At 38.2% G+C, this 22,447-nt stretch carries 34 protein-coding genes and 3 pseudogenes; 4 read left to right on the top strand and 33 right to left on the bottom strand.

Going from position 1 to position 22,447, the window contains the following annotated elements; translation table 11 throughout:
- The 25 genes and pseudogenes from JCM19055_RS14125 to JCM19055_RS14050 form a co-directional block, all read right to left on the bottom strand.
- On the bottom strand, positions 1–321 hold the full coding sequence (locus JCM19055_RS14125) for a hypothetical protein (RefSeq protein WP_042360175.1): 321 nt from the start codon (positions 319–321) through the stop codon (positions 1–3).
- 62 nt (positions 322–383) lie between these two features.
- Positions 384–512, bottom strand: a complete 129-nt coding sequence (locus tag JCM19055_RS27470) for a hypothetical protein (protein ID WP_265182187.1) — start codon at positions 510–512, stop codon at positions 384–386.
- Between the two features lie 191 nt (positions 513–703).
- Positions 704–1,195, bottom strand: a complete 492-nt coding sequence (locus JCM19055_RS14115) for a TlpA disulfide reductase family protein (RefSeq protein WP_081833722.1) — start codon at positions 1,193–1,195, stop codon at positions 704–706.
- Positions 1,196–1,841: 646 nt separating this feature from the next.
- Entirely contained in the window at positions 1,842–2,675 is an 834-nt protein-coding gene (locus JCM19055_RS14110; RefSeq protein ID WP_042360172.1) for an ABC transporter permease, read from the bottom strand.
- The gene (locus JCM19055_RS31965) at positions 2,672–3,052 is read right to left on the bottom strand and encodes a DUF4162 domain-containing protein (RefSeq protein ID WP_370543157.1); all 381 of its coding nucleotides are present in this window, start codon (positions 3,050–3,052) and stop codon (positions 2,672–2,674) included. The genes JCM19055_RS14110 and JCM19055_RS31965 overlap by 4 nt, the downstream gene beginning before the upstream one ends.
- 29 nt (positions 3,053–3,081) lie before the next feature.
- Complete coding sequence (locus tag JCM19055_RS31960) at positions 3,082–3,618, bottom strand: ATP-binding cassette domain-containing protein (RefSeq protein WP_370543156.1); 537 nt, start codon at positions 3,616–3,618, stop codon at positions 3,082–3,084.
- Complete coding sequence (locus tag JCM19055_RS27465) at positions 3,611–3,757, bottom strand: hypothetical protein (protein WP_193745441.1); 147 nt, start codon at positions 3,755–3,757, stop codon at positions 3,611–3,613. Before JCM19055_RS27465 ends, JCM19055_RS31960 begins: the two co-directional genes overlap by 8 nt.
- Positions 3,747–4,265: an NmrA family NAD(P)-binding protein gene (locus tag JCM19055_RS24190; protein WP_052366373.1), complete on the bottom strand. Its 519-nt coding sequence runs from the start codon at positions 4,263–4,265 to the stop codon at positions 3,747–3,749. Before JCM19055_RS24190 ends, JCM19055_RS27465 begins: the two co-directional genes overlap by 11 nt.
- A gap of 14 nt (positions 4,266–4,279) precedes the next feature.
- Positions 4,280–4,459, bottom strand: a complete 180-nt coding sequence (locus tag JCM19055_RS24185) for an SDR family oxidoreductase (RefSeq protein WP_052366371.1) — start codon at positions 4,457–4,459, stop codon at positions 4,280–4,282.
- Positions 4,459–4,998 (bottom strand): YafY family protein, encoded by a 540-nt coding sequence (locus tag JCM19055_RS24180; RefSeq protein WP_265182186.1) that lies wholly within the window; start codon positions 4,996–4,998, stop codon positions 4,459–4,461. Before JCM19055_RS24180 ends, JCM19055_RS24185 begins: the two co-directional genes overlap by 1 nt.
- A 16-nt stretch (positions 4,999–5,014) precedes the next feature.
- On the bottom strand, positions 5,015–5,185 hold the full coding sequence (locus JCM19055_RS29895) for a hypothetical protein (protein WP_265182185.1): 171 nt from the start codon (positions 5,183–5,185) through the stop codon (positions 5,015–5,017).
- Positions 5,186–5,281 (bottom strand): annotated as a pseudogene (locus JCM19055_RS31955) (HTH domain-containing protein); the annotation flags it as partial.
- Positions 5,282–5,522: 241 nt separating this feature from the next.
- Positions 5,523–6,134, bottom strand: a complete 612-nt coding sequence (locus JCM19055_RS14090) for a peptidoglycan-binding protein (protein ID WP_042360171.1) — start codon at positions 6,132–6,134, stop codon at positions 5,523–5,525.
- A gap of 256 nt (positions 6,135–6,390) precedes the next feature.
- On the bottom strand, positions 6,391–6,762 hold the full coding sequence (locus JCM19055_RS24175; RefSeq protein WP_052366368.1) for a hypothetical protein: 372 nt from the start codon (positions 6,760–6,762) through the stop codon (positions 6,391–6,393).
- Positions 6,741–7,097: a hypothetical protein gene (locus JCM19055_RS24170; protein WP_052366366.1), complete on the bottom strand. Its 357-nt coding sequence runs from the start codon at positions 7,095–7,097 to the stop codon at positions 6,741–6,743. Before JCM19055_RS24170 ends, JCM19055_RS24175 begins: the two co-directional genes overlap by 22 nt.
- An 88-nt stretch (positions 7,098–7,185) precedes the next feature.
- Complete coding sequence (locus JCM19055_RS27460; RefSeq protein WP_265182184.1) at positions 7,186–7,365, bottom strand: hypothetical protein; 180 nt, start codon at positions 7,363–7,365, stop codon at positions 7,186–7,188.
- Entirely contained in the window at positions 7,362–7,871 is a 510-nt protein-coding gene (locus tag JCM19055_RS14080) for a hypothetical protein (protein WP_042360170.1), read from the bottom strand. The genes JCM19055_RS27460 and JCM19055_RS14080 overlap by 4 nt, the downstream gene beginning before the upstream one ends.
- A 96-nt stretch (positions 7,872–7,967) precedes the next feature.
- A complete protein-coding gene (locus JCM19055_RS27455) occupies positions 7,968–8,132 on the bottom strand; it encodes a hypothetical protein (protein WP_193745438.1) in 165 nt (54 codons plus the stop codon).
- 417 nt (positions 8,133–8,549) lie between these two features.
- Complete coding sequence (locus tag JCM19055_RS14075; RefSeq protein WP_042360169.1) at positions 8,550–9,500, bottom strand: hypothetical protein; 951 nt, start codon at positions 9,498–9,500, stop codon at positions 8,550–8,552.
- Positions 9,501–9,684: 184 nt separating this feature from the next.
- Positions 9,685–10,332, bottom strand: a complete 648-nt coding sequence (locus JCM19055_RS14070; RefSeq protein ID WP_052366364.1) for a GNAT family N-acetyltransferase — start codon at positions 10,330–10,332, stop codon at positions 9,685–9,687.
- A 166-nt stretch (positions 10,333–10,498) separates the two neighbouring features.
- Positions 10,499–10,714 (bottom strand): VOC family protein, encoded by a 216-nt coding sequence (locus JCM19055_RS14065; protein ID WP_042360168.1) that lies wholly within the window; start codon positions 10,712–10,714, stop codon positions 10,499–10,501.
- A 96-nt stretch (positions 10,715–10,810) separates the two neighbouring features.
- A complete protein-coding gene (locus JCM19055_RS29890) occupies positions 10,811–11,059 on the bottom strand; it encodes a hypothetical protein (RefSeq protein WP_265182183.1) in 249 nt (82 codons plus the stop codon).
- A 108-nt stretch (positions 11,060–11,167) separates the two neighbouring features.
- Entirely contained in the window at positions 11,168–11,665 is a 498-nt protein-coding gene (locus JCM19055_RS29885) for an MBL fold metallo-hydrolase (protein ID WP_265182182.1), read from the bottom strand.
- 267 nt (positions 11,666–11,932) lie between these two features.
- Positions 11,933–12,306: pseudogene (locus tag JCM19055_RS31950) on the bottom strand (CAP domain-containing protein); the annotation flags it as partial.
- Between the two features lie 572 nt (positions 12,307–12,878).
- Positions 12,879–13,145, bottom strand: coding sequence for a hypothetical protein (locus JCM19055_RS14050; protein ID WP_152549899.1), 267 nt, complete (start codon positions 13,143–13,145; stop codon positions 12,879–12,881).
- A 310-nt stretch (positions 13,146–13,455) separates the two neighbouring features.
- Between JCM19055_RS14050 and JCM19055_RS14045 the strand changes: the two genes are divergently transcribed.
- The 4 genes and pseudogenes from JCM19055_RS14045 to JCM19055_RS14030 all read left to right on the top strand — a co-directional run bounded on the left by JCM19055_RS14045 (position 13,456) and on the right by JCM19055_RS14030 (position 17,254).
- Positions 13,456–13,593 carry a helix-turn-helix transcriptional regulator gene (locus tag JCM19055_RS14045; protein WP_370543155.1) on the top strand — a complete coding sequence of 46 codons (138 nt, stop codon included), beginning with the start codon at positions 13,456–13,458 and terminating at the stop codon, positions 13,591–13,593.
- Positions 13,590–14,036, top strand: a complete 447-nt coding sequence (locus JCM19055_RS14040) for a hypothetical protein (protein ID WP_042360166.1) — start codon at positions 13,590–13,592, stop codon at positions 14,034–14,036. Before JCM19055_RS14045 ends, JCM19055_RS14040 begins: the two co-directional genes overlap by 4 nt.
- Before the next feature lie 267 nt (positions 14,037–14,303).
- The gene (locus JCM19055_RS14035; RefSeq protein ID WP_052366360.1) at positions 14,304–15,284 is read left to right on the top strand and encodes an ABC transporter substrate-binding protein; all 981 of its coding nucleotides are present in this window, start codon (positions 14,304–14,306) and stop codon (positions 15,282–15,284) included.
- A 1-nt stretch (position 15,285) separates the two neighbouring features.
- Positions 15,286–17,254: pseudogene (locus tag JCM19055_RS14030) on the top strand (iron ABC transporter permease).
- Between the two features lie 360 nt (positions 17,255–17,614).
- Here JCM19055_RS14030 and JCM19055_RS24155 read toward each other — a convergent pair.
- From JCM19055_RS24155 to JCM19055_RS25620, 8 genes are all read right to left on the bottom strand, one after another.
- A complete protein-coding gene (locus JCM19055_RS24155; RefSeq protein WP_052366359.1) occupies positions 17,615–18,478 on the bottom strand; it encodes a GH32 C-terminal domain-containing protein in 864 nt (287 codons plus the stop codon).
- Positions 18,475–19,377, bottom strand: a complete 903-nt coding sequence (locus tag JCM19055_RS24150; RefSeq protein ID WP_052366358.1) for a glycoside hydrolase family 32 protein — start codon at positions 19,375–19,377, stop codon at positions 18,475–18,477. Before JCM19055_RS24150 ends, JCM19055_RS24155 begins: the two co-directional genes overlap by 4 nt.
- 83 nt (positions 19,378–19,460) lie before the next feature.
- Positions 19,461–19,808, bottom strand: coding sequence for a hypothetical protein (locus JCM19055_RS14020; protein ID WP_042360165.1), 348 nt, complete (start codon positions 19,806–19,808; stop codon positions 19,461–19,463).
- 35 nt (positions 19,809–19,843) lie between these two features.
- A complete protein-coding gene (locus JCM19055_RS14015; RefSeq protein ID WP_042360164.1) occupies positions 19,844–20,035 on the bottom strand; it encodes a hypothetical protein in 192 nt (63 codons plus the stop codon).
- Positions 20,036–20,069: 34 nt separating this feature from the next.
- Positions 20,070–20,618 (bottom strand): nucleotidyltransferase domain-containing protein, encoded by a 549-nt coding sequence (locus tag JCM19055_RS14010; protein WP_042360163.1) that lies wholly within the window; start codon positions 20,616–20,618, stop codon positions 20,070–20,072.
- Between the two features lie 95 nt (positions 20,619–20,713).
- Positions 20,714–21,754, bottom strand: a complete 1,041-nt coding sequence (locus JCM19055_RS14005) for a DUF4179 domain-containing protein (RefSeq protein ID WP_042360162.1) — start codon at positions 21,752–21,754, stop codon at positions 20,714–20,716.
- 15 nt (positions 21,755–21,769) lie between these two features.
- A complete protein-coding gene (locus tag JCM19055_RS14000) occupies positions 21,770–22,060 on the bottom strand; it encodes a sigma factor-like helix-turn-helix DNA-binding protein (protein WP_265182200.1) in 291 nt (96 codons plus the stop codon).
- Entirely contained in the window at positions 22,036–22,311 is a 276-nt protein-coding gene (locus tag JCM19055_RS25620) for a sigma factor (protein ID WP_193745437.1), read from the bottom strand. Before JCM19055_RS25620 ends, JCM19055_RS14000 begins: the two co-directional genes overlap by 25 nt.
- Between the last annotated feature and the right edge of the window lie 136 nt (positions 22,312–22,447).

Raw genomic sequence — 22,447 nt, 5'->3', positions numbered from 1 at the left:
CTACAACCCTCTTGCATTGTCCCGAAACTCTTTATCATCTGGCGAATAAAGAAAGACATGAAGACTGTAATGTTCCAACTTCTCTTTAGAAAGATTCTGTTCAAGATACTTTTCTACTTTTGCTATCTCTTCTTGATCATAGATCGATACAGCAATTACAGGATCTGTGTCACCAACGTGTATACTCTGCACATGATGGGTTTCCCACAATGAATCCATAGCAGCTTGCATGCTTGGTGGTTCCTTATGTAGTAACGTTTGTAATGCAAATATAGAAACAACACAGATGATTCCAGTGATTGCTAATTTACTTTTTCTCATTTATATCACGCCCCATGCAAAGGTCACCTTAGACCAATTTAATTTGCAAATTATTCATTCAATTATTGATACAACCTTTGTTTCTTCACGACATTATATAAGCAAAGATTCAACATTGCTGCTAGTCCTATTAACATACCTGTTGCAATAATAAATGGAAATGCTCGTTCGATGATTCCTATGAGACTCATCAACTGCAATGCCACAAGTGTACAACCTACGATTGTTAAAAGTATTGATAAACAAATCAGCAAGGGATTTTTTCTGCGCGTTTGCAACGTTCCTCACCCCTAATTCAACTTGTCTCATCATATCATTTACGATGCGCTTAAAATGACAACTTAATTTTCTTGTAAACCAAGCCCGTTACGTTCCCTAGCAATCATTCATTCCTATACTCAAAGTAATGTTCTATTTTTTGCACGATTCCATTAGGATTCAACTCACCAGAAATAGCGTCTATGATGATGTGATCCTCGTCAATAAAATACGTCGTAGGAATCCCCGTTAAGTAAGGATAACTTTCTTCGAACAGCTCGTTACTTTGTAAAAATGACATGCTGTAGGATTGCTCTTGTAAAAACGCTGATACTCCATGGTCATTAAATTCCAGACTATCTACATTAACTGCTAGAACCTTTAATTGTTCGTCACCATACTTGTTGTCCAATTTCTCTAATGACGGAAAGTTATCTTTGCACTGATCACACCACGAAGCCCATAAATTTACGATAATAAAGCTTTCATCATAATCTTGAAGCGCTACGGTATGATCATGATTTATCGTGTTGATTTGAAAATCTGGTGCAGCATAGCCCACTTGTGCACTCTTAGGAGCGGAATATTGTACAATTAATACGATGACTACTACCATAAATAAACTTACTACAACAGTCGTTACCGCTTTTTTTCATGGAGAGTACTCCTTCGATTTCTTGGTTATAACAGAGCATGACTAGCTTTGTAATTCTATTATAGCGCTGTTCAGTTACTAATTTAATCATTTCTGGTATTTTTATGAAGTTAGAATGAGCTCGATCTAACATTGAAGGAAGGGAATGTTATACTGTCTGGGGGGAAATGATTACCGTATAAGGAGTTGACGGGATGCTATGTTCAGTTATGAATTAATTTGCTACAGTTGCAAGCGAACGTTCCATGTCTATGAAGGCTCTACTATTTATAAGCTTGTAAAAGAGCGAAAAGGTACTAAATTCTCATGTGAAGATTGTAATCATAAAGCACGTCTTGAGGCGATTAAACGTTTTATGAACTGATTGTTTTTTTATTTCCATGCAACCGGGAAAGATGTTTTATAACTTGGTCCCCTACAAACAATAGACCAACAATTTCTTTCTCATTAAGAGCATTCTACATGGATTCCATCATAAAAGCTTATCATAATAAGTCCTACTTGCACTTGGTTCAAAAACACCCTTTTCAACAATCTCACCTTATTACACATAAAGGCACAAGCAGGTCGTTAAGCCCTGACTTGCGCCCAATTACTGAAGATTGGTTTATCCTATTTTTTTCTCGCTATTTCTAAACAAAAACATTGTAAGCGGTGCAAAAATGATGAATAGAATTACTGCAACGATAAGCACTAAGGTGAGGTCTTGTATCGTTGCTGTTCCGTGCATTAATCCTCGAACAGCCGTAGTTAGTAGAGAGATTGGATTTATTGCTACGAACCCTTGTAACCAACCGGGTAGCGTCTCCGGATCTACAAATACATTACTTATGAAGGTAAGCGGGAATATTACCATCATACTAGCCATCATGATGGACTTATCAGACCGCATTACAATACCTAATGTCGTCCAAATCCACGAAAAACAAAACGCGAATAATAAAATGGTTACTACAGCAAGTAAAACACCTACTACACCACCATCTGGCCGGAAACCTAAAATTACACCTAACGTAATCATGATTGTCATCGCGATTGAATAGCGAATAACATCGACAAGTAATGAACCGATTAATGTCGAAGGGAGCCATATTGGCAATGTTCGGAAACGATCGAAGATTCCTTTTCTAATATCATTATTTAATTCTGTTCCAGTATACATCGTGATTTGAATAACGGTCATAACAAGAATACCTGGTAAAAGATACTGCAAATACTCTGTTGCTGAACCTGATAGTGCACCACCAAACAAATACGTAAACATCATGAGGAATATAATTGGGAATACAGTCACATCAAACATTTGTTCAGGAACGTGTTTGATTTTTATAAGAGCTCTTGATGAAAAAGCTAGTGTAGCTTGCAACATACTAGGGTCCTCAGGGCGCTTAACCCCTGAAATCGCACGTTGCATACGGGTATGATCCATTTCATGACTCATCCTTCCACTCCTCCTATAGAATCGCTCGTCAAGTTTAAGAACGCTTCATCAAGAGTAGGTCTTCCTAATGAAAAGTCAGCAATCTCGATTTGTCTGTTTGCCAATTCTCCTAGTGCAGAAGCCACCAGTGAAGGGGTATTCACTTGAGCATTCAATGTCATACCTTCTATATGAACTTCTATCGTAAGCTGTTGTTCAAGTATATTCTTCGCTTCAATTACATCTCCTTCACTCATAATTGTGACATGAAGACGACTTAATCCAACTGAATCTTTTAACTCATTACTCGTTCCTTCTGCAATTAATTTCCCATGATTAATGACAGCAATGCGGTCTGCTAGTTGGTCAGCTTCCTCTAAATATTGTGTAGTCAGCATAACCGTTGTACCACCTTTAACAAAGGCTCTTATAATACTCCAACTTCGTTACGACTTTCCGGGTCTAGACCTGTTGTCGGTTCATCAAGGAACAATATTTCTGGAGTAACAATAATGCTTGCTGCAATATCGATTCTGCGCCTCATTCCTCCAGAGTAATTCTTCACCAACCTTTTTCCTGCATCTTCAAGTCGAAATGCTCCCAATAATTCATGGGCCCGTTGTTTGGCCTGTTTCTTTGGATATCCCAACAATCTAGCAAGCATGACAAGGTTTTCTAACCCTGTTAAGTCTTCGTCAACAGAAGCATACTGTCCAGTCAAACTAATCCGTTTGCGGACTTCGCTTGCTTGTTTTTCAATATCATAACCGAGAACCTTCACATGTCCATGGTCTGGTTTTAGTAATGTCGAGAGCATACGTACCATTGTCGTTTTCCCCGCGCCATTTGGACCTAAGAAACCGTAAACGATTCCTTTTGGAATCGATAAATTAAGATGATCCACAACCCGCTCTTTCCCAAAGGACTTTACTAGGTCTTTCACTTCAATCGCTATTTCATCCATTTGTATTGCCATCCTTCTCAGGAAGAAAATACTGTCTATTTTCTTCTGCCCATTGCTCAAATGTCCTTCCTTCTCTTCCTAGGATTTCTTTAACTGTTGGTAATACATTTAAACCAACTTCAGGTGTTTCAACGCTCATCTGAACAAAAAAACTCTATACTTTCTTCATCGAACCCTTTTTGCCTCCAATGATCTCTTGCTTCTTTTTCAGTCATTTCTTTAACAGGAATCTGCTTTCCAATTTGTTCTCCAATGAGTTTCAGACAATCGCTTTGAGATATGAGTTCAGGTCCAGTAAGTGTGTAAAATTGACCATTATGTTTTTCATTTATGAGCGTTTCAACCATCACTTCTGAAATGTCTTTCTCATGAATCATGGATGTTTTCTTATCACCATAAAACGTTTCTACAGTTTTACCTCCCTTGATGATCTCACTCCAATCATCCAGAATATTGGACATGAACCCTACAGCTTGTACAAACGTCCAATTCATTGAACTTGTTTTAATGGCGTCTTCAATTGTCCCTTCACCATAGAGGGTAAATAGAGTAACTTTATTTACTCCTGATGCTTCAGCCATACGAACAACTTCAGCACCCGTGTTCAGATCGTTTTCAAGTTGGTCACTTGAAGTTAGCAAATACATTGCATCTACACCTTCTAATGCTGGCAGTAACTCTGAGCGTCCATAAGGTCTCCTTTGACCACTTCCACACCTGCAGGGAATTGAGCTACGTCCGGACGCCTCGTTAATGCTTTTACGCTGAACCCTTTTTCTGTTAAGACTTTTACCATATGTGAACCGATCGTTCCTGTTGCTCCAGTCACTAAAATTGTCATTATTTGTTCTCTCCCTTGAAATATATCGTGCTCATTTTTTTCAGTTCTTCTAATAAGGCCCTTCTTATCTCTACAGGGGCAATGATTTCTACATTAGATCCATAACTAAGAACGACTGATATAGCATAGCTGTGGTCATATAAAGGAGCATAAACATCAATGTGTTCATCACCTATTGAAATATGTTCAAATTGCTCTACCACCCTCTGTTTGACGCCTTCGTTTTTAGTGAAGCGTAAGTGTAGATGTTTATTAGGCGTAGCGTTATTATGCTGAACCTTCGTCCTAACTTGAAAATGTCGATCTAACATAGTAATGTCGTTGATTCTTGAAAGAAGAAACACTCTATCGGCATTTTGCTTTAAGCAATAAGCCTCCCCATACCATTTAGAACCTTCAAGAAGAAGATTACGAGGCTCAACTTCTCGGCATGAATAATTTCCTTTTGCATCTGCATAGCTCATAGAGATCACTCTGCTTTGATTGATTGCATGTAACCACAGCTCGATCGTTGAACGTTCTTTTGTAGAATGACTCATCGACATCAAAATGTTGTTATCTTCTTTTTTTAACCATAGGCTGGATAACAGCGATCTTCTCCGAAATGCTTTGAAATTGCGAAGTTCCAACTTCAGCTAAAAGATGATAAACAGCCGATAAATCTTCTAAAGTAAAAGACTGTTTGTTTATTGAGAAACTCTCCATAATTTGAAAGCCACCATCCATCCCAGGATGAGAAACAATTGGAATTCCGGCTTGAGAGATTAAGTCAATATCTCGATATATCGTTCGAATTGATACTTCAAATTTTTTTTGATAGATCGGTTGCAGTAACTAGCTTATTCATAGACATTAGATGAATGACGACACCTAATAAACGTTCTAACCTCATATCATTACCCCCGTTACTATGTATAGTATTACAACAACCCTGACATCTTATATGTCAGGGTTGCCAAATTACTATTATTCTTTTTTTCTAATTTACAAAGAAAGACGCAATCCTTGTTGTTAAAGGATCACGCCCGACGCTACAAATCGATCTTCACAAAATCGAACCCATTTACTTTGGAGGGTCTGATTCTACGACTTCACCATTATTATAAACATCATAATATCCAACTGTTCCACTTCCACCATTATCAATCAGTTCTTGGCTCTTTGCTTGAACTTTATAATAGCTTCTGTTTTCTGGTATCACATCTTTGTATCCAACGATTCCAAATCGAAGGTCATCATTATTTAAAGCCTCTTCTGCAAAGGTAATGGCTTTCTCTTCAGTAAAGATCTTCTCCCCGTACTCTTCTTGCAGAATTGTCCAAGTGTCTACGTCAACAATTCCACTTTGAGTAATTCCCTGATCTGCTTGCAAATTCTTTACTTGTTGCTCGGTATGTTCACCAAAAATCCCATCGATTTCTGTTTCAAATCCGAAATGCGTCAGCATAACTTGTAAAAACTCTTTTTCAAAGGACGCTCCAGGTCCCTTTGTGAGTATTGGTTGCTCTTCAGGTGTCCATTCAAAAATTGGACTATACCCTGGTGTAATTAAAGGGTCAGATCCCTTTACTTGTTCAACTTCTAATTCATTTCCTGATGATGCCTCTACAGATTGCACAGCGAGCGGCATCGCTACAAGCGCAAACATGGGTACTAGGATTAACAGCTTCTTCATACGAATCTCCTCCTAAAATTTAGTTCACTTCTTTCAGGCACGGATCATGTTATGATTTTCACTATTCGTCACACCTTTTTTTTATTTGCGATGCACCTCCTGGAAATCATTTCTGCAGCTGCGTTACTTATAGGTCGGGAATTAAGCAGTGCGGTTACAACTAAATTAACATCCCTTCAAAATTTAATGATTTATTCCAAAAGAAATAAGGCGCAGATCAGGTTGATTTACCTGATCTGCGCCTCATTCAGACTCATTACAATGCTGCTTTTTTAGCCCCCTTTTTTCTTGATGCTTTACGATATTCCAGCGTCGTAAAGTAAATAATCAGCGGAACGAGAATGACGGTTGGTGCGAACCACAGCCATAACGGGGCTTCATCCAAAGAGAATAAACGCGGCGCTCCGAAAACAACAAAAGCCGTCACAGTTGAAATACCGCAACTCAACATACCGGTAATATGTTCAACAACCCAACTTCTTCTGAATTTGGAGCCACGCCACCAATAGAACATTTGAGTGGAAGCAATGAAAATACCCAGAAATGGAAACCACGCTAAAAGCAGATCATTGTTAGTAAAACCATAAATGCTCATTGCTGCTGCACTTAATAAAAGTAATAGTGACACGAGCCAATCAATTGTCTTATGGTGGTTACCTTATGCGCCTTAAACTTTAATACTCTTAGCCCATAATAAGCTGTAGCAAAACTTAAGATTGCAATAAAAATCATAAAAAGGGAAAAAGAAAATTGCTCGTTGGCTCTGTTTCCATCAATAAAAATTCTGTATAAAGCTAAGTGAATGGATGTGACGCTAATAATAAACATGCTGATTGTAAAGACCCAACCAGTAAGACGATGAGAACGTCCACCTTTTTTGACAAGCAACGGAATCCATAACGTAAACAAAGCAACAAAACCAGCAAACACATGAATGACAATCGATAAACTAAATATGCTCATCACTGCTTTCTAATTAAGTCATCGTGTTACTACTCAAGCGTCAGTTCTATCAATCAAAGAAAACAGCTTTACCTTTATCATTTCCTAGCTAATTCAGCTCTTCGTATTCTTCTTTTCGATCTTCATGAAGCTGGAACGGCTTTTCACCAATTTGGTCTCCTATGAAGAGTAAACCATCAAGTTCTTCACCTTCGACTAGAATTTGTGTAGATTCATAACCAAAATCCATCATAATAAGCCCCACTTGCTCTCGGAACTCATCATTCAAAGGCAAATGGAAATCAATCTCATATAATTCTTCAGAAAAAGAAACTTCAGCGACGCATCATTTTCACTTACATAATCCACTTCCACATCATGGGAGACAAGGACATCACCGACTTTATGTTCTGAATCGCTTGCCCACGTATGAATCGCTGCCCAATACAATTCATCTTCGGTAGCTGCATAAATCGTCGTATGCTCTTTATATTTTTGGGCATCGCTTTCTTCAGTGTCCTCCGTATAGTAGAGGTACACATCTTCACTAACGGTCTCCTCTTCATCAGAAGAAACTTCCTCATTGTCTAGATCACTTTCTTCTGTTAGGTCTTCTCCTTCCAGATTCAATGGCTCATCTTCGACATTATTTTTCTCGTCATCTTCAGGCAACTCTTGCTCTTCTTCTAGGTTATTATCCGTACCGCCAACCTGAGAATCTTCAGCCCCATCTTCGCAGGCATATAAAAACAGAGAGCCAATTAAAAGAGCATATCCGATTGAATATTTCCTCATCATAACCTCCTAGAAAAAACTAATTTAACTCTTTCCATCAAGACGATGCTATGAGCTCTTACGATTGCCTCTAATAGATTGGAAGCTTTAGCACCGTTACTTATTATGCTCTTTTTCATCCAACTTCTTTAGTACTTGTTCTAACATCTTCTTGGTGTCAGAGTTATCGATTCCCCTTTGTGCTGCTGATTCTACAACAAAGTAAAGAATAAACAGAAAAATAACCGTTGCAGCTAATAAAACACCTAAGCTAATATTCATAATTTAGTTCCTCCATCACAGAATCATCGCCACAATACCGATTGTTGAGTACCCATCATTGACCGTTTGAATTCATGAAAAAAAGAGGAATGGAATGTGAAACAGTATTGATGATAAAAGGGTGATTACTATTTTCCTTGATCGTATCTTTCCAATTATTGCTATGGGATCTCTTTTGTTAGCTTTATGGTTAAGATCCTTCCAGCTTTCATAATCGCACTTGCTCTTATAACATTGGCTGTAGCACGTAACATATTAAAGATGCTTTACAGAGGCGAACGCGTCAAAGCCATCTTAGCATTAGCGATCTACATCGTATCGGTCGTTATTTTATTCCCGATTTTCCTTTAGTTATATAAAAATAATTAATTATTCACATACTCCATTGCATGCCAACTACACATAACAGCTTTTATGTCATTCAATATTTGTAGGGGTGTCATACATCCCTCTTTCTTCAATGTGTAAATCAAAATCAATACCGTCATCCAGCAGACTTGATTTCCTCTCTTCGGCCTCTTCTAACGTAGAATAATACCCCTCTTCAACAAAGATCGTGTCCTCTTCTGAGTGTACTGTTCTCACCCGTTCTGCATCTCTTTCTTCAAAATCTAACTGAAATGACTCGGTGTACTCTTCTTGCGGAATTGAGGCCGTTCTCACAGAATAGACGGTAGGATATTCTTCTTCACTGGTTATCCTGCGAACATCTGTTACAACTTTAGCTGGACTGTGCATTTCGAACACTTCAAATTCAATCGGCTCCTGTAAATAAACCGCTAATTGTATCGTTGCATCATCAAAGTATGGGATCATTTCCATAGATGAAAAGAGATCCATCGTTGATAGATCGGGTAACTCCTCTGGAAGACCTCGAATCCCTCTTAATGTATATACGAAATGCGAAGGATAGGCTTCTTTTGCCACTTCAAAATGATTCGGCATTTCAGCAGGATCACCAAGCTCATGGTGTGCGCCTTCATAAATATCAAGCACAAGTCTCTCATATTCATCATGAATCCCATGGTCAATCTTTCCGACAACTTTTCCATCAGTAATTTCACCGCCAATTACTGTACCCGACTGTAAATACTGATCTTCTTTTGTAAATGCAGCCTCTCGTTCTTCTCCTTCTTCTAAAAACTGGATTTCTTCGTGATGTGAACCTTCGCTGTCCATCCCTTCTTGTTCGTATTCCTTTACAGCCACTTCATCTTCCTTGGCTTCGCTATGTTCAACTTCATTTTCAGTCACATCTTCATTTTCCCCAGCTTCATTTCCTGATGCACTTTCTTCATCACTTCCACATGCCGTTAGTACCGCTATACTGAAACAAAGTGTAGGCATCGTCTTACCAAACGTTTTCATGTGTTATGCCTCCCAGATTAATGACAATGATTTATTGTGCAATCACATTCATTTACCCTAAGATATTTGGTAATAATCTGATATTTTTTTCAATGCCACGTTTACTTCTCTGTTTTCAATGGATAATCTAAAGAAACCAACGTGTTATTTAACTGGTCACAGCCATTTGATAACATGACATGTCTCATTGGTTTGTTTTTATCGTTGTAATCCCTACATACGTCTTAGCATGAAAGTCATTCTGCAACCGATGCAAACCCACTTTATGTAATAGAGCACCATAACCGATCCCTTTGTAGTTTGGATGAACTCCGATCCAAAACATCCGTCCCTCTTGATCTGTATTAGGTTCAATATGGGGTAAAACAATTCCGACTGGAATTCCATCATCGATATAAACCGTAAACATCGCATGATATTGTGATGGCAGTTCAACCTTCATACTCTGAAGAAACTGTATTGATTTATCTTTATCGATGTCCATAATCGTCGCCAATAGCATTATCGAACGATCGTCAAAATGAAGCCATACCTCGTAGTGAGCTTTATTTATTGCAATTTCATTTGTCATTTGGCACGTGTACAGGACCCTTTCTCCAACGATGCTCATTTTCTCTCGAGTTTTGTTAAGCTGGTTAAGAAGTTGATTCGTGCATTCAAGGGTTACACGTTTATAGCCATAAGTATGCGCAGTTGAGAGTAGTTCAACGATCAAATGATCGACTTTAGAAATTTCTTTAGGTACACCACGAAAAACTTCTAACATAATTTGTTCATCGCTTATCAACACATAAATATCTTGCTCTCTTAACACTTGAACCAGGGAATTCATTCCTCTTCACCTCTATAACAGTAGAAATCCTTATGTCCAATAACAAACTTGCAACTTATTACCGTCTAAATCATAGAAGTCAAAGAACTTGTTCACATCGTCACTTTGTAATTCACTAACTGTTACACTATTTTCTTTTAGTACTTTGTACGTATTCTCAATGTCCTTAGAGAAAAAAAATAGGATACACATTATTGTGCGATTCGCTCACTTCTCCTTCTTCAATCGTTAAAGGCATCTTACTATGACCAATTGATAAGATTCGATAGTGATCTCCTATAAAAGACTCCTCAAAACCTAAAAAGCTTTGATACCAAGCACTTGCCTTCTCAACATCACGAACACGTAAACAAATTGTGTCAATTCGATCGAGTAAACTCATTGATTTTTCACGCTCCAATCATATTTTCTTGATTCTTTATTACATAATAAAGCACAAGCAGGTTACTATTCCTGACTTGTGCCCTTAAAAGTTGCTCTAATTGTGGTTTAAATGAATCTTTCGGTCATTCACAAACGCTTGTAGAAAGAACGCCTCATTGGAATTCGGTTCTCTACGATATTCTTTCTTAAAAGAATCAAGAGCTTCCTCCATTGAAGTCGAGTCTACGACACGGCTTGTAGAGGTCAGTTCGTTCCAATATACATTCATTTCATCTCGGTCGCATATGGATTCGTGTCCAAGTAGTGAGTACGTTGCTTCATACTTTGTAATGCTCTCAATCATAGGTAATAAATGAGATTGTTTATAATGGAACAAAGAGTCCGTTGTCGTTCCATAAGCGCAATCACCTAGATAAATGACTTTATCGTCGGTACGTAAACAATTGTTGAGTCATCGGTGTGTCCCTTGGATCGTTTCAAGCAGACAAACTTTGTTCCCTAGATCAATTGTAAGTTGATTCTGAAAAACAATATCCGGTGAGACTAATTTAAACGACTCCCGATCAGGTATTTCATCCATAATAACTTCAACACACTGATCTGTAATCAAACTAGAATCTCTGTACCTTTGTATAGAGTCATCATCAAATGAATACCTTTGCCACTGTTTGATCGTTCCATTTGTAAGGCTATTTACGATTATGCTAGCATCTTCAAACTCATTCATCCCTAGAAAGTGATCCCAATGACCGTGCGTAATCACAACATATTTCACTGGAGGAACATCCAACGCCTTAACTTCTCTTAAAAAGTCTCGTGCATGCTGAGTAGAATTTCCAGCATCGATCATTAGACTATATTTGTCACCACAGACCAGTCCTAAGGCTGGTCTTTCTTTTGCGTCATCATTCTGTAGATAATAATTGCTTTGATTTATTTGATTTAGCATCATAGATCTCCTCTATAATTTGATTAAATAATTAGAATTATAGAAAACCTACATGCTGGTTAAGTTGTAGGTTTTCGTTTAGTTTCGTTTTGCCATTGGACTGTTACCTCCTATCTTTTTGTACAGTATATCACACCTAGGACCGAACCACTTTGTGCAGTTTCAAATTAGCTTCACCGATACATTCAAACAAAAAGATCACATGCATCGATCATGAAAATAAATGAAAAGCAGTTGAGAACTTCTTGTTCTCAACTGCTTGGTACGTTATTCACTAATAAACATCTGGGTCCAATAATTGCCGTCTTCTTCATATCCAACACCGATATGAGTAAGCTCTGGGTCTAGGATGTTTTGACGGTGTCCGTCTGAGTTCATCCAACCATCCATCACTTGTTCGGAAGTCTGTTGTCCCATAGCAATATTTTCAGCTGCACGCATGTACTCAATTCCAAATTCACTCATCATCCCAAATGGCGAACCATAAACCGGGCTCACATGCTGAAGTAGTTGTTCTCATTCATATCCTCAGATTTCACTTGAGCAACTTCTGATAAGTCTTCATCCAATTCCAAAGGATCAAGACCTCTCTCTTCTCTTTCCTCGTTAACAAGATCGGCTACCTCTTCTTGTTCGGCAGCATCGGCATCATTTATTCCAACTACACCGATCAGCGCCAAAGACGTAAACGAAAGTAAAAATTGTTTCATGCTTTAACACCTCCGTCTACGAATCTATCACATATCATCGTTACTAAAAATGAACCTTAGACTCAAGTTTAGAGGAGGTGAAAATCACGAAAATAGACGTGTAATCCATAACTCAAGTCCAGGTTGTATACGTTCAGGATCTTCTAATCTATCATTCTAACCCTAACGATTAGGATGTATGGATGATAAGACTGGTCCATCTGCAAATTAAAACTTGTACATACTGAAACAACTCACACTTAAGCATGATTTTATTACGAATAACTTCTAATTTATAAGTCATCATTTACACCAAAATAATTCCATCGTACCAAAGTCAATCTGTAGATCATCACTACAGGCTTCACTTGAAGAACATTCAATACTCTATTATCATGCATGCTGACTAGAATTTTCAGCGTCATAACTTTAATCGCTTGCATGAAAAAAAACGCAAAAAGGTGCTTTCACCTATTTTGCGTCCGTACTTTCTAACTTAGCAGGAAACCCTTCACTAAACTTCGTTAACGAATAACCTCATTATAAATTTGTCCTTCGCCATTCTCCCCGATTCTAATAATTTTCAAACGTTCTTCATCTAGAATATAGATTGATTTATATTCTGCATTGCCATCATTTTCGTAAAGGAGTACCCGACTGTTACCTTTATCATTTTCCACATTGACCTCTTCAAAATCCGAGCCAATTTGATCCTCGATCACAGTTAACTCAGGCCATTCATTTCTATTTTCTTCAAAAAAAACTTGTAGCACCCTCATCATTGTTTCCACAAGCGGCTAACAATCCAAGAAATACAATTAAAGTCGTCGATATTTTTGTGATTCTTCTCATAAGCAGCCCTTCCTTACATTCTTGTACTGTCACAAACACCCTCAACTTCACAGTGGGGTTCACCATACACAGTAAAAAGATACCACAATTTATTAATTAACATTCAAAAACACAATCACATGTAAACTCAACTTGACATATTGTAAGGTTGAGTTTACATTGTAACTAAGGTGATCATATGAAAATAAACAATCGAGTCAAAGAAATGAGGCTAGACATAGCCTCACACAAGAGAAGCTAGCAAAATCGGTGAATGTCACCAGACAAACTATTGTTGCCCTGGAGAAAGGCAGTTACACCCCATCTCTTTTACTCGCCATGCAAATTGCAAACGTCTTTGAGTCTCAAGTGGAAGAGATCTTTAGGATTGAGGAGGAAGAACAATGAAATTGTTTTGGGGAGTTTTAAGCTCAGTTGGAATTATCATTTTGTTCGGTTGGTCGTTAATTGAATTTTATCAATTCATTCAATTAATTGCTTCGCAAGGATTAAATCCACCATGGTCTGCATCTTTAAACTTATTACCATTCTTGCTTTTTAGTTTATTTTCACTCATTACATTCATGATTTATAAAAAGAAAAATAAATCCTTACTTTTTCCAGCAGAGATTGAAGAAAACGACGAACGTGAACAATTTATTACTTCTAAAGCAACACGGTTTGCTTATATAAGTATCTTCTATAGTTTTCCTTTCATAACAATTCTTATGCTCTTGTACCCATTTATTTCGGAGTCTTTTCCGTACTATCCAATCGTAATCATGTTGATCTTTCCAATTTCTCAAATTCTTGTTTATGCTGTTGCCTGGCAGCGTGCGTATACTTCATAATTCTTTAAAAAAAAGTTTCACGACATGTTTTTCTTAAATCGCACTCTCACCTCACCTTTCATACAGGTGGGGTTTATTTGTGTATATCACTGGCATTGAACTCAAATACGTACGTACCCACATTGGTGCATTAAACTTTGTTCACACTGACCTAAACTACACCCTTTGATTTACATTCTTTTTCACAAAAAAATAAAGGAATTGCTTTTCCTGACTTAAAATGTATAATTGATAATGATTATCATTATTAATTATAGGAGTGTACATATGAGAAAACGAATAAATTGTTTAGGATTCGGAATTTTAGCTTTAGTTTTAGTTGCTTGTGATGCAACATCAGAAGTAGATACCGCTACGGAAACATCAGAAGATTCTATCGTCGTGAAAGATATTTATGGTGAACAGGTGCTAGATGAAATACCTGAACGGGTTATCGCTTTAGAGTGGTTATATGCAGAAAATTTACTTGCTCTTGGAATAGACCCAGTAGGTGTAGCTGATATAGAAGGATTTGAGACTTGGGTAGATATTGATGCGGAGTTATCAGATGAAGTCATTGACGTTGGGTTACGTACAGAGCCTAATTTAGAAGTAATAGCTGGTCTGAAGCCTGATTTAATTATTATGCTTGATAATCGTACCGAAAGCGTATTGCAAGAGTTACAAGCGATTGCACCTACGCTTACGTATAATCCATATCCTGAGGAAGAAGAAGGCATTGATCAATATGAAGAAATGGAAGATACATTTATCGAAATTGCTAAGGCGGTTGATAAGGTGGATGAAGCTGAAGATGTACTACAAGAATTAGATACGATCTATACAGAGGCGAATGACACGATTGACCAATTATCATTGGACACGACGGAATTCACTCTTGCCATGGGCTATACAGACAACCAAGCACCTGTATTTCGTTTATCAAACCCTAACGCCCTTGCAGTAAAAATATTAGAAAATATCGGCCTGACAAACGCTTATGATTCAGGCAATTTTGAATCAGCTGGATTTGCAACAGTTGGTGTAGAAGAATTAACCAAAATTGAAGAATCTAACTTTATGCATATCGTGCAAGATAGTGACAATATTTTTGAAGAGCATTTAAGCGACAACGCTGTATGGAAGGACTTAACCTTTGTACAAAAGGACAATGTGTTTGCTTTAGGCGGGGACACGTGGCCATACGGAGGTCCATTAGCCGCCAAAACACTTGTTCAACGTACCGTTGCTGTATTAGAAGAGGACTAATATGTTACAGTTCCGACAACTTAGATTATTATTGCTCGGTACCTTTTTACTTTTACTCGTGTCGCTCATCCATCTAACGCAAGGTCAGGCTGACTATTATTGGACGGACATTCTAACCGCATCCTGGACGGATGAAAGATTGCAAGCCATTTTGTTTGGCATTCGACTTCCACGCCTAGTAATTGGAATTTTAGCAGGAGGAGCACTTGCCATGGCAGGGCTTCTCCTACAAACACTAACTCGCAATCCATTGGCATCAGCAGGTACGCTGGGAATTAATTCAGGCGCTTTTCTTTTTGTGTCTGCTGGCGCTATTTTCTTTCCAACTGTAGCGGCGAATTTTCCATTTCTCTTTGCATTTGTCGGTTCTTGCACTGCGGCTATTCTCGTATTTTTGCTCGTCGGACGGGGGATGGAGCCTGTTAAGGTTGCTCTTACTGGCATGATCATAACATTGCTTTTTGGTGCAATTACTAGCGGACTGCAATTAATGTTTGAACAAGAAACAAACGGGCTGTTTTTATGGGGGCAGGTACCCTAATTCAAAACAACTGGGCTGGAGTGCAGTTTGCTTTACCTTTTATTTTTATTTCAGCAATACTGCTTCTTTTTAATGGGAAAAACTTTGACCTCCTATTACTAGGCGATGAGGGTGCCACCGGGCTTGGGCTCGCTACCGAACGAGTAAAGTTAATTGGTTGGATTTTAGCCATTACACTTGCTGCAGCAACAGTCAGTGTAGTTGGACCGATTGGATTCATCGGTTTAATGGCTCCTCATATTGTACGACTTCTTGGCATCAAAGGGCATCGTCAGCAGTTTATCCATACATTTGTTTGGGGAGCCTTCTTGCTCATTGCAGCAGATGCATTGGCACGCTTCGTACAACCTGGTGGTGAAATACCTGTAGGTGCAATGACTGCGATCGTAGGCGGACCTTGGCTTATGTACTTGGCGTATCGAATGGGAAAAAGGTATGCATCGAGCAAAATAACGTTAAATGGAAGAGAATCCTCACTTCCTTTACCTATCTTGTATGCTGCTTTGATTTTATCAACTTTTGGTGTAGCACTTGTCTCACTCATGTATGGTGGCGGAAGCTTTGATTCTGTACAAGACTTAATTTCTGGTTCCCTTTTCCAAGAGTTTTCAGTTCGATATCGGTGGCCTCGGATACTTACAGCGTTTCTTGTCGGAGCACTTCTTGCACTTTGTGGTGTACTCCTCCAAAGTGTGCTACGAAATCCCTTAGGTGACCCGTCTATCCTAGGAATTACATCTGGTGGCGGTGCGGGGGCACTTACAATCATCGTTCTCTTTCCTACTTTATCGTTTGCTTTTGTGCCTGTAGGTGCTGTAGTTGGATCGACACTTGCAATCGTCACGATTTTACTAGCAACGAAACGTTCTTATTGGGAACCCATCTCATTAGCTTTAATGGGTGTAGCCGTTTCCGCCGTTGGATCTGGAATTATTCAAATCCTAACGGTAAAAGCAACGATTGGTGTAGCTCCAGCTTTATTATGGCTTGCAGGAAGCACCTACGGTATGAATTGGCAAAACGTATACTTCTTGGTTTCTATTCTAGTTCTTTTAGTCCCAATTTCGTATTGGTTATCAAAAGAACTAGATCTTTTGGGTCTTCACCAACAGGTGTCCACTGGATTAGGTCTAAATGTCAAATTAATGCGTATAGGAACAATAATCCTTGCTGTCATAATCGGAAGTGCTACCGTAGCTGTCGTAGGCGCTATTGGCTTTATTGGATTACTTGCACCTCATGCAGCAAGAGGATTAGTCGGCACAAAAATCACCGTGTTATACCAGCTTCAATAGCCATTGGAGGGATGTTGCTCGTAACAGCTGATTTTTTAAGCCGGTTCTTACTATTCCCTAAAGAGATTCCTTCTGGATTATTGGTTGCCTTAATCGGTGCTCCATACATTTTATATATTATAAAGAGGTTGTAAAAGAATATTTTAAAACAAAAAAAACCCAAACTGATTATCCATTCTACAATTATAATGGGTAATCAGTTTGGGTCTTACTATTATAAGACTTTTTTTTATTATTTGCCTTTTAGTATTGGTCAATCCAGTGATGACCCAACCTTTTTAATTAAACCTGAACCGCTCTCATTAGCCTTAAACAATTATAGGAGCATAGCTATACAAGATTTTGCATAATTGTAGACTTCTGCATTACTACAATACAATAAAGAAAAGTAAACTATCCATTGTTGGGTTGCTCTTCACTAAGTAAAAAAATATGTGACATGGTAACTACACACTCACTAAGGTTTTCTATAACCTAATAATGTTGATAGCCTATTAAAACCATTGCTTTATACGCTCAGCTAGTGTTGGCTTCCCATGAACAGTAACTTTTATATTCTTTGAAAGTCCTGAGCAAATTTCTTTAACAGAAACCATTACTTCTCCCTCTTTTACGGCTTCCAACAAACACTCTTGTCCGTTCGTGTGTTGAATGTTTGCAATGTCTTTATTGGAACTCTCCCATAGTATTTCATACTGACTTTCTGCTTCATCTGGCTTGAGCTTTGCAAGAAACTTTGTCGTTTCTCCTTCCTGCAAAGACACACATTCAACATTTGTAACCAATCGGTCATAGCCAAGACTTTTATCTCTCCAAGTATTCTTAAGATAAGTAATCGTTAAGTCTTGAACTATTATTGTACCATTCTCCGCATACCACTCAATTCCATCATTAGTAGGTTCGGTGTAAATTAACGAAGTGAAGATTGTCATGCCTTCTTGAACGAATACTTCAATAGAAGATTCATCTACTAACACACACAACTCAATGCTCCCTTTGCTTGCGTCATAGTTCGTTTCATAGCGTTGACCGAATGGAAAGACCTCCCCATTTCGATCAATAATCTCTTTCATTCCAGCATTTGTGCGATCAACAAATACCTTATCATACTCAACATCTACACCAATTAAGGTTTCAACACCATCACCATGTCGAAGTCGCAGACCAAATTCACGAAGATCCTCCCATGAAATTGTCGCTTCTAACATATAGTTAGTACCGCTAAAATCTAGAGTATGTGGCTCCTGTTCAACCATAAACTCTTCAAATGATCTACGCTTTGATTTGATGTTATCAAGCTCTAAAATTGGTTGTTGGACAAGACGTAATTGGTTCTGCTTATTTGTTTTTAGACTCAATCTCTAGGAAAAGACATTGCCCCCAACCATGGGGACGTTGGCGATTGATACGGGTAGCGCCAATTCGCCATCCATCCAATCCAAATTGTACGAGAATAAAGATTGGAGAACGTTTGTGCTGCATAAAAATCTTGCCCAAAATCTGTGATTAATATTTCTCTTGAATCATTATCGTTATGAAACATTCGACCATCAAATTCACCGATAAAATATTGTGCAGTCGATCCTTTTGTTTCATCGTTATCGCCAACACTTACATGTAGCACCCACTTCTGCTCTTCTTGATTTCCATCAACAGGTAAAGAAAATAGGTCTGGGCATTCCCACACCGCTGCATGTAGCCCTTCTTCCATTCCGAATTGACTACTGTACGCCCAGTCTACTAAGTTTGTTGATCGATAAAAGGTAACCGTCTGATCTGTGGAAACGACCATTACCCAGTGCTTTGTCGACTCATGCCATAATACTTTAGGGTCACGAAAATCTTTTATGCCAGGGTTTTCAATAATTGGATTTTTCTTATGTCGCTGCCATGTTACTCCTTCATCTGTACTATAAGCTAAAGACTGTGCTTCTCCCCCGACCGTACTCGTGTAAAAAGCGAGTAATCCTTCACCACCATTAAACAACCCTGAACAATTACTCTTGTCAACAACGATACTACCAGATAACGCTTGCCCTAATTCATCGTGCTCCAATGCAAGCGGTAGATGATTCCAATGCAGCAAATCATGGCTAACTGCATGAGCCCAGTTGCCATCTTTTTGATGAAAAAGATGATAGTTATTTTTGTAATAGACAAGGCCGTTAGGATCTGCCAAATTGCCCTTAGGTGTTGAAAAATGAAACTGAGGGCGATATCGCTCGGTATAGTATGAAGTATTCCTTTTATTATTCATATAAACTGCTCCTTTTGAGCTTCTTCTGTTGTAACTGAAAGCGAATTTGATGTCATCAAAAAAGTTTAGCAATCTATGTGTAGTTAACCTTTAGATTTAGCTAAAGCGGTGCTCGTATAACTTTCCTCTTCATTTAATTCGATCCTCTCAACACCATCTTGTGTCGGTGGTAACGAATCTTCTCTAAACGCATCCGGATCATAATAGACAGAGACCTGATCCCCTACTTCGACACCTTCATTTTCATCATTTGGAACGATAAAAATGATTGTCTCTTCCTCTCCACCATTAGGTCCTTCAACCGTGACACGTTCGTAACCATTATTCCCTTTTGTTATTTCTGTTATCGTTCCTGAGTAACTTGTGAGCTCGCTATTACTACAGCCTACCAATAATATAATCAGTAGTATAAGGCTCAGCGACTTACGCATAAGAAACCTCCCAATATTAAAAGAATCTTTGCTGTTTAGTACTGTTTCTCATACCATAACTTATATCTCTGAAGTAAGTGATGGTACTTGTAATTGTCCAGCACTTCTTCTGTTTCATAAAATAAGTGAAGTTCTTTAACGATTGCTTCATTCGGGAAATATAGAGATAGAATTTCTAAATTCTCATTTGTTCTTGTCGACCAGCTTTCATCTTGTACATTTACCATTAAATAAGCGCCACGGATCAGTTTCTTTAGAACACTACGTTTTTTTAACGATTGATATCTCTTTATCGCTTTTTAAAGCCTGTATTTGTTCATTGATTGTTGGGATGAGGTCCTTATTAAGTGCTCGACTAATCATGTGATTGGGTTTCATTGCCGGAAATTCTAGTGATAGATCTTTGCCATAGATACAATAGCACATGTGCCTTAACCAAAATCCCCACTCATAATAATTATCTGAATCTACGACATCGATTAAATCTCCAATATCGTAAACAACTTTCTTTATTACATGGTTATCTTCAAGAAGTTTACTAGTTTTGTGCTCAATCCTATCTTTCTCTAGTGTAGTAACCGATGAATGTAAAATAACAGTTACGTCTACATCTGATTTAAAAGGAATCGCTTCACCTCTTGCGACACTTCCATAAACATAAATGCTGTGCAATTTATGCTCAAATACACTTCGTAGCAATTGTACTATGATTTGAAGGATCGGTTTAAATTCATCTTGTAGTTTATTTTTATTTGTTTGATTACTAATAAATCCCTGATTATCCGTACCTAACCTCGTTGGCACTTTCACTGCCTCAACCCCTTAAGTATGAGTAACCGTAAAACGATCTTCAGTAATTGTCACAAAAGTAAACGTAATTACGCCTTTGCTGCATCTATACTTCATTACTGTTTAACCTTTATTTGAATTTCTTCCCCTGTTAATCGTTTATTAATCTCTTCTCTAGCTTCGCCTTCCCTGCCTGATTTGACAATTGGAATAAATGTCAGTTCTTCGATATGTTCCGATAATCGTCCATATTGCCAGAATGAATTTTCACTCAACGTCTGACCAGCCTCAGGTGGAATAAGATTCCCATCTTGATCAGACATTTTAAAAATGACATCATACTCCCAATCAAATGGTTCGGCTTCTTCATTATTGTACATTGTATAGTGTAGTGTCGAAGATCCTGGGCTAATTGCAAATGCATCCACTTCAACAACTTGTCCATTATCGAGTTGGATCGTTTCATTAATATCAATGACCTTCGTATCTTCAGATAGTTCTGCACCAGATGTTGCAAATGCGAATGACCACTCTCCTTCAATCACATGATCTGTCGTCTGATGAAGAAAACGAGAGTACGTAATTTCAATTGGTTTTTCATATAATAAGGAAGAAAAGTCTTCGTCAATATGGACCGAGCTAATCATGGTCACTGTATGTTCATCAACAATGTCCTGCTGACCAGATGCACCCTGTGAAACTTCTTCGCCATTTACTTTAAGATGTGGCATCGGAAGCATATAGTCAGTTAAATCTACTTCTGTGGAATAGAATGTTGTGCTTACAATCAGACGATGGTTATCATACATCACCTCATTAAGTGTCACTTCTATGTCTTTGTCTTCCACGTGAGTGCCTACGACTGTCACATAATCATCAAGTACATGTTGTTCATCATCTTCATCTAATAAAAACCCACTGATTGACGACCCAATCCACGGCACATTAGCGAGAACTCGCGGTTCAATGGTTCCAATTAGAATGATCGCAGCCATAAGAGATGTCACGGATAGCATCACTACATGTTTAGATTTACGAATCGGTTTTTTCGATTCAATATGCTTTCTAATTCGTTCTTTCTCAGAAAGACTTAATGCTTCTTCATTTTGTAAGTTAGAAAAATTGGCTCGATTTAATTTCCTATACAGCTTGTTCATGGTTTCACCTCTTTTCTAATTTTTGAAAAGCTTGCGCAGTTGTTTTCTGCCTCGTGACAAGCGATTGTATATTACGGATGACGAGAGTCCCAACTTCTTTTCTAAAGCTCTTGTCTGTTCTCCTTCTAAATAATAATTACGAAAAAGATTCCGATCCTTTTCTGGTAAATGATTGAGTAACTCTTCAACTTCTTCCTGTAACGCTCTTTCTTGCTTTTTCAAGTCATTATAGTATGTTATTTTTCCAGCATCATCTGTACTTGACTCCCTAGCAAGTAACCTTAACTTCTTACGCTTATAATCAATCGCTTTGTGGGAAGCGACTGCGGCAATCCAATTTTTTTTAGGCTGTTCTTCTTCGGATCGAATGCACTAATCTTATCCCAAACGACCCAGAACACATCATTTATACACTCTTCTCGTTCTTGAGGGTATTTGTAGAGGTACTTATAGACGATATGCTTTACGAGGCCTCCGTAAGTATCAATCAAATATTGCAGTGCCTTCTCATTCTTTTTCTTTAGCTGTTTGACTACGTTTTTATCACTGATCTCCACATGCTCCCTCCTTATACCCTCTAATACGTTTTCACTTTTTAATTCCTATCATTTTTGTGATATAAACGCACAAAACAAAAAAAAGTAGCATGAAATAGCTACTTAACGACTCTTAAAAGCGAAAGATCGTGAGTTA

Origin of the sequence: Geomicrobium sp. JCM 19055, from assembly GCF_000698185.1 — a bacterium.
Taxonomy (GTDB): Bacteria; Bacillota; Bacilli; order Bacillales; family Marinococcaceae; genus Geomicrobium_A; species Geomicrobium_A sediminis.
The sequence above is the reverse complement of the archived record's forward strand: the minus strand, read 5'-3'. Positions and strand labels throughout refer to the sequence as shown.

Bases quoted from the DNA above. Each gene is read 5' to 3' on its own strand.
- JCM19055_RS14125 (WP_042360175.1), bottom strand. From the start codon at position 321: ATGAGAAAAAGTAAATTAGCAATCACTGGAATCATCTGTGTTGTTTCT.
- JCM19055_RS27470 (WP_265182187.1), bottom strand. From the start codon at position 512: ATGAGTCTCATAGGAATCATCGAACGAGCATTTCCATTTATTATTGCA.
- JCM19055_RS14115 (WP_081833722.1), bottom strand. From the start codon at position 1,195: ATGGTAGTAGTCATCGTATTAATTGTACAATATTCCGCTCCTAAGAGT.
- JCM19055_RS14110 (WP_042360172.1), bottom strand. From the start codon at position 2,675: ATGAGTCATGAAATGGATCATACCCGTATGCAACGTGCGATTTCAGGG.
- JCM19055_RS31965 (WP_370543157.1), bottom strand. From the start codon at position 3,052: ATGCTGACTACACAATATTTAGAGGAAGCTGACCAACTAGCAGACCGC.
- JCM19055_RS31960 (WP_370543156.1), bottom strand. From the start codon at position 3,618: ATGGATGAAATAGCGATTGAAGTGAAAGACCTAGTAAAGTCCTTTGGG.
- JCM19055_RS27465 (WP_193745441.1), bottom strand. From the start codon at position 3,757: ATGAGCGTTGAAACACCTGAAGTTGGTTTAAATGTATTACCAACAGTT.
- JCM19055_RS24190 (WP_052366373.1), bottom strand. From the start codon at position 4,265: ATGTATTTGCTAACTTCAAGTGACCAACTTGAAAACGATCTGAACACG.
- JCM19055_RS24185 (WP_052366371.1), bottom strand. From the start codon at position 4,459: ATGACAATTTTAGTGACTGGAGCAACAGGAACGATCGGTTCACATATG.
- JCM19055_RS24180 (WP_265182186.1), bottom strand. From the start codon at position 4,998: ATGAGTCATTCTACAAAAGAACGTTCAACGATCGAGCTGTGGTTACAT.
- JCM19055_RS29895 (WP_265182185.1), bottom strand. From the start codon at position 5,185: ATGGATGGTGGCTTTCAAATTATGGAGAGTTTCTCAATAAACAAACAG.
- JCM19055_RS14090 (WP_042360171.1), bottom strand. From the start codon at position 6,134: ATGAAGAAGCTGTTAATCCTAGTACCCATGTTTGCGCTTGTAGCGATG.
- JCM19055_RS24170 (WP_052366366.1), bottom strand. From the start codon at position 7,097: ATGAGCATATTTAGTTTATCGATTGTCATTCATGTGTTTGCTGGTTTT.
- JCM19055_RS14080 (WP_042360170.1), bottom strand. From the start codon at position 7,871: ATGAGGAAATATTCAATCGGATATGCTCTTTTAATTGGCTCTCTGTTT.
- JCM19055_RS27455 (WP_193745438.1), bottom strand. From the start codon at position 8,132: ATGAATATTAGCTTAGGTGTTTTATTAGCTGCAACGGTTATTTTTCTG.
- JCM19055_RS14075 (WP_042360169.1), bottom strand. From the start codon at position 9,500: ATGAAAACGTTTGGTAAGACGATGCCTACACTTTGTTTCAGTATAGCG.
- JCM19055_RS14070 (WP_052366364.1), bottom strand. From the start codon at position 10,332: ATGAATTCCCTGGTTCAAGTGTTAAGAGAGCAAGATATTTATGTGTTG.
- JCM19055_RS14065 (WP_042360168.1), bottom strand. From the start codon at position 10,714: ATGAGTTTACTCGATCGAATTGACACAATTTGTTTACGTGTTCGTGAT.
- JCM19055_RS29890 (WP_265182183.1), bottom strand. From the start codon at position 11,059: ATGATTGAGAGCATTACAAAGTATGAAGCAACGTACTCACTACTTGGA.
- JCM19055_RS29885 (WP_265182182.1), bottom strand. From the start codon at position 11,665: ATGCTAAATCAAATAAATCAAAGCAATTATTATCTACAGAATGATGAC.
- JCM19055_RS14040 (WP_042360166.1), top strand. From the start codon at position 13,590: ATGAAATTGTTTTGGGGAGTTTTAAGCTCAGTTGGAATTATCATTTTG.
- JCM19055_RS14035 (WP_052366360.1), top strand. From the start codon at position 14,304: ATGAGAAAACGAATAAATTGTTTAGGATTCGGAATTTTAGCTTTAGTT.
- JCM19055_RS24150 (WP_052366358.1), bottom strand. From the start codon at position 19,377: ATGAATAATAAAAGGAATACTTCATACTATACCGAGCGATATCGCCCT.
- JCM19055_RS14020 (WP_042360165.1), bottom strand. From the start codon at position 19,808: ATGCGTAAGTCGCTGAGCCTTATACTACTGATTATATTATTGGTAGGC.
- JCM19055_RS14015 (WP_042360164.1), bottom strand. From the start codon at position 20,035: ATGGTAAATGTACAAGATGAAAGCTGGTCGACAAGAACAAATGAGAAT.
- JCM19055_RS14005 (WP_042360162.1), bottom strand. From the start codon at position 21,754: ATGAACAAGCTGTATAGGAAATTAAATCGAGCCAATTTTTCTAACTTA.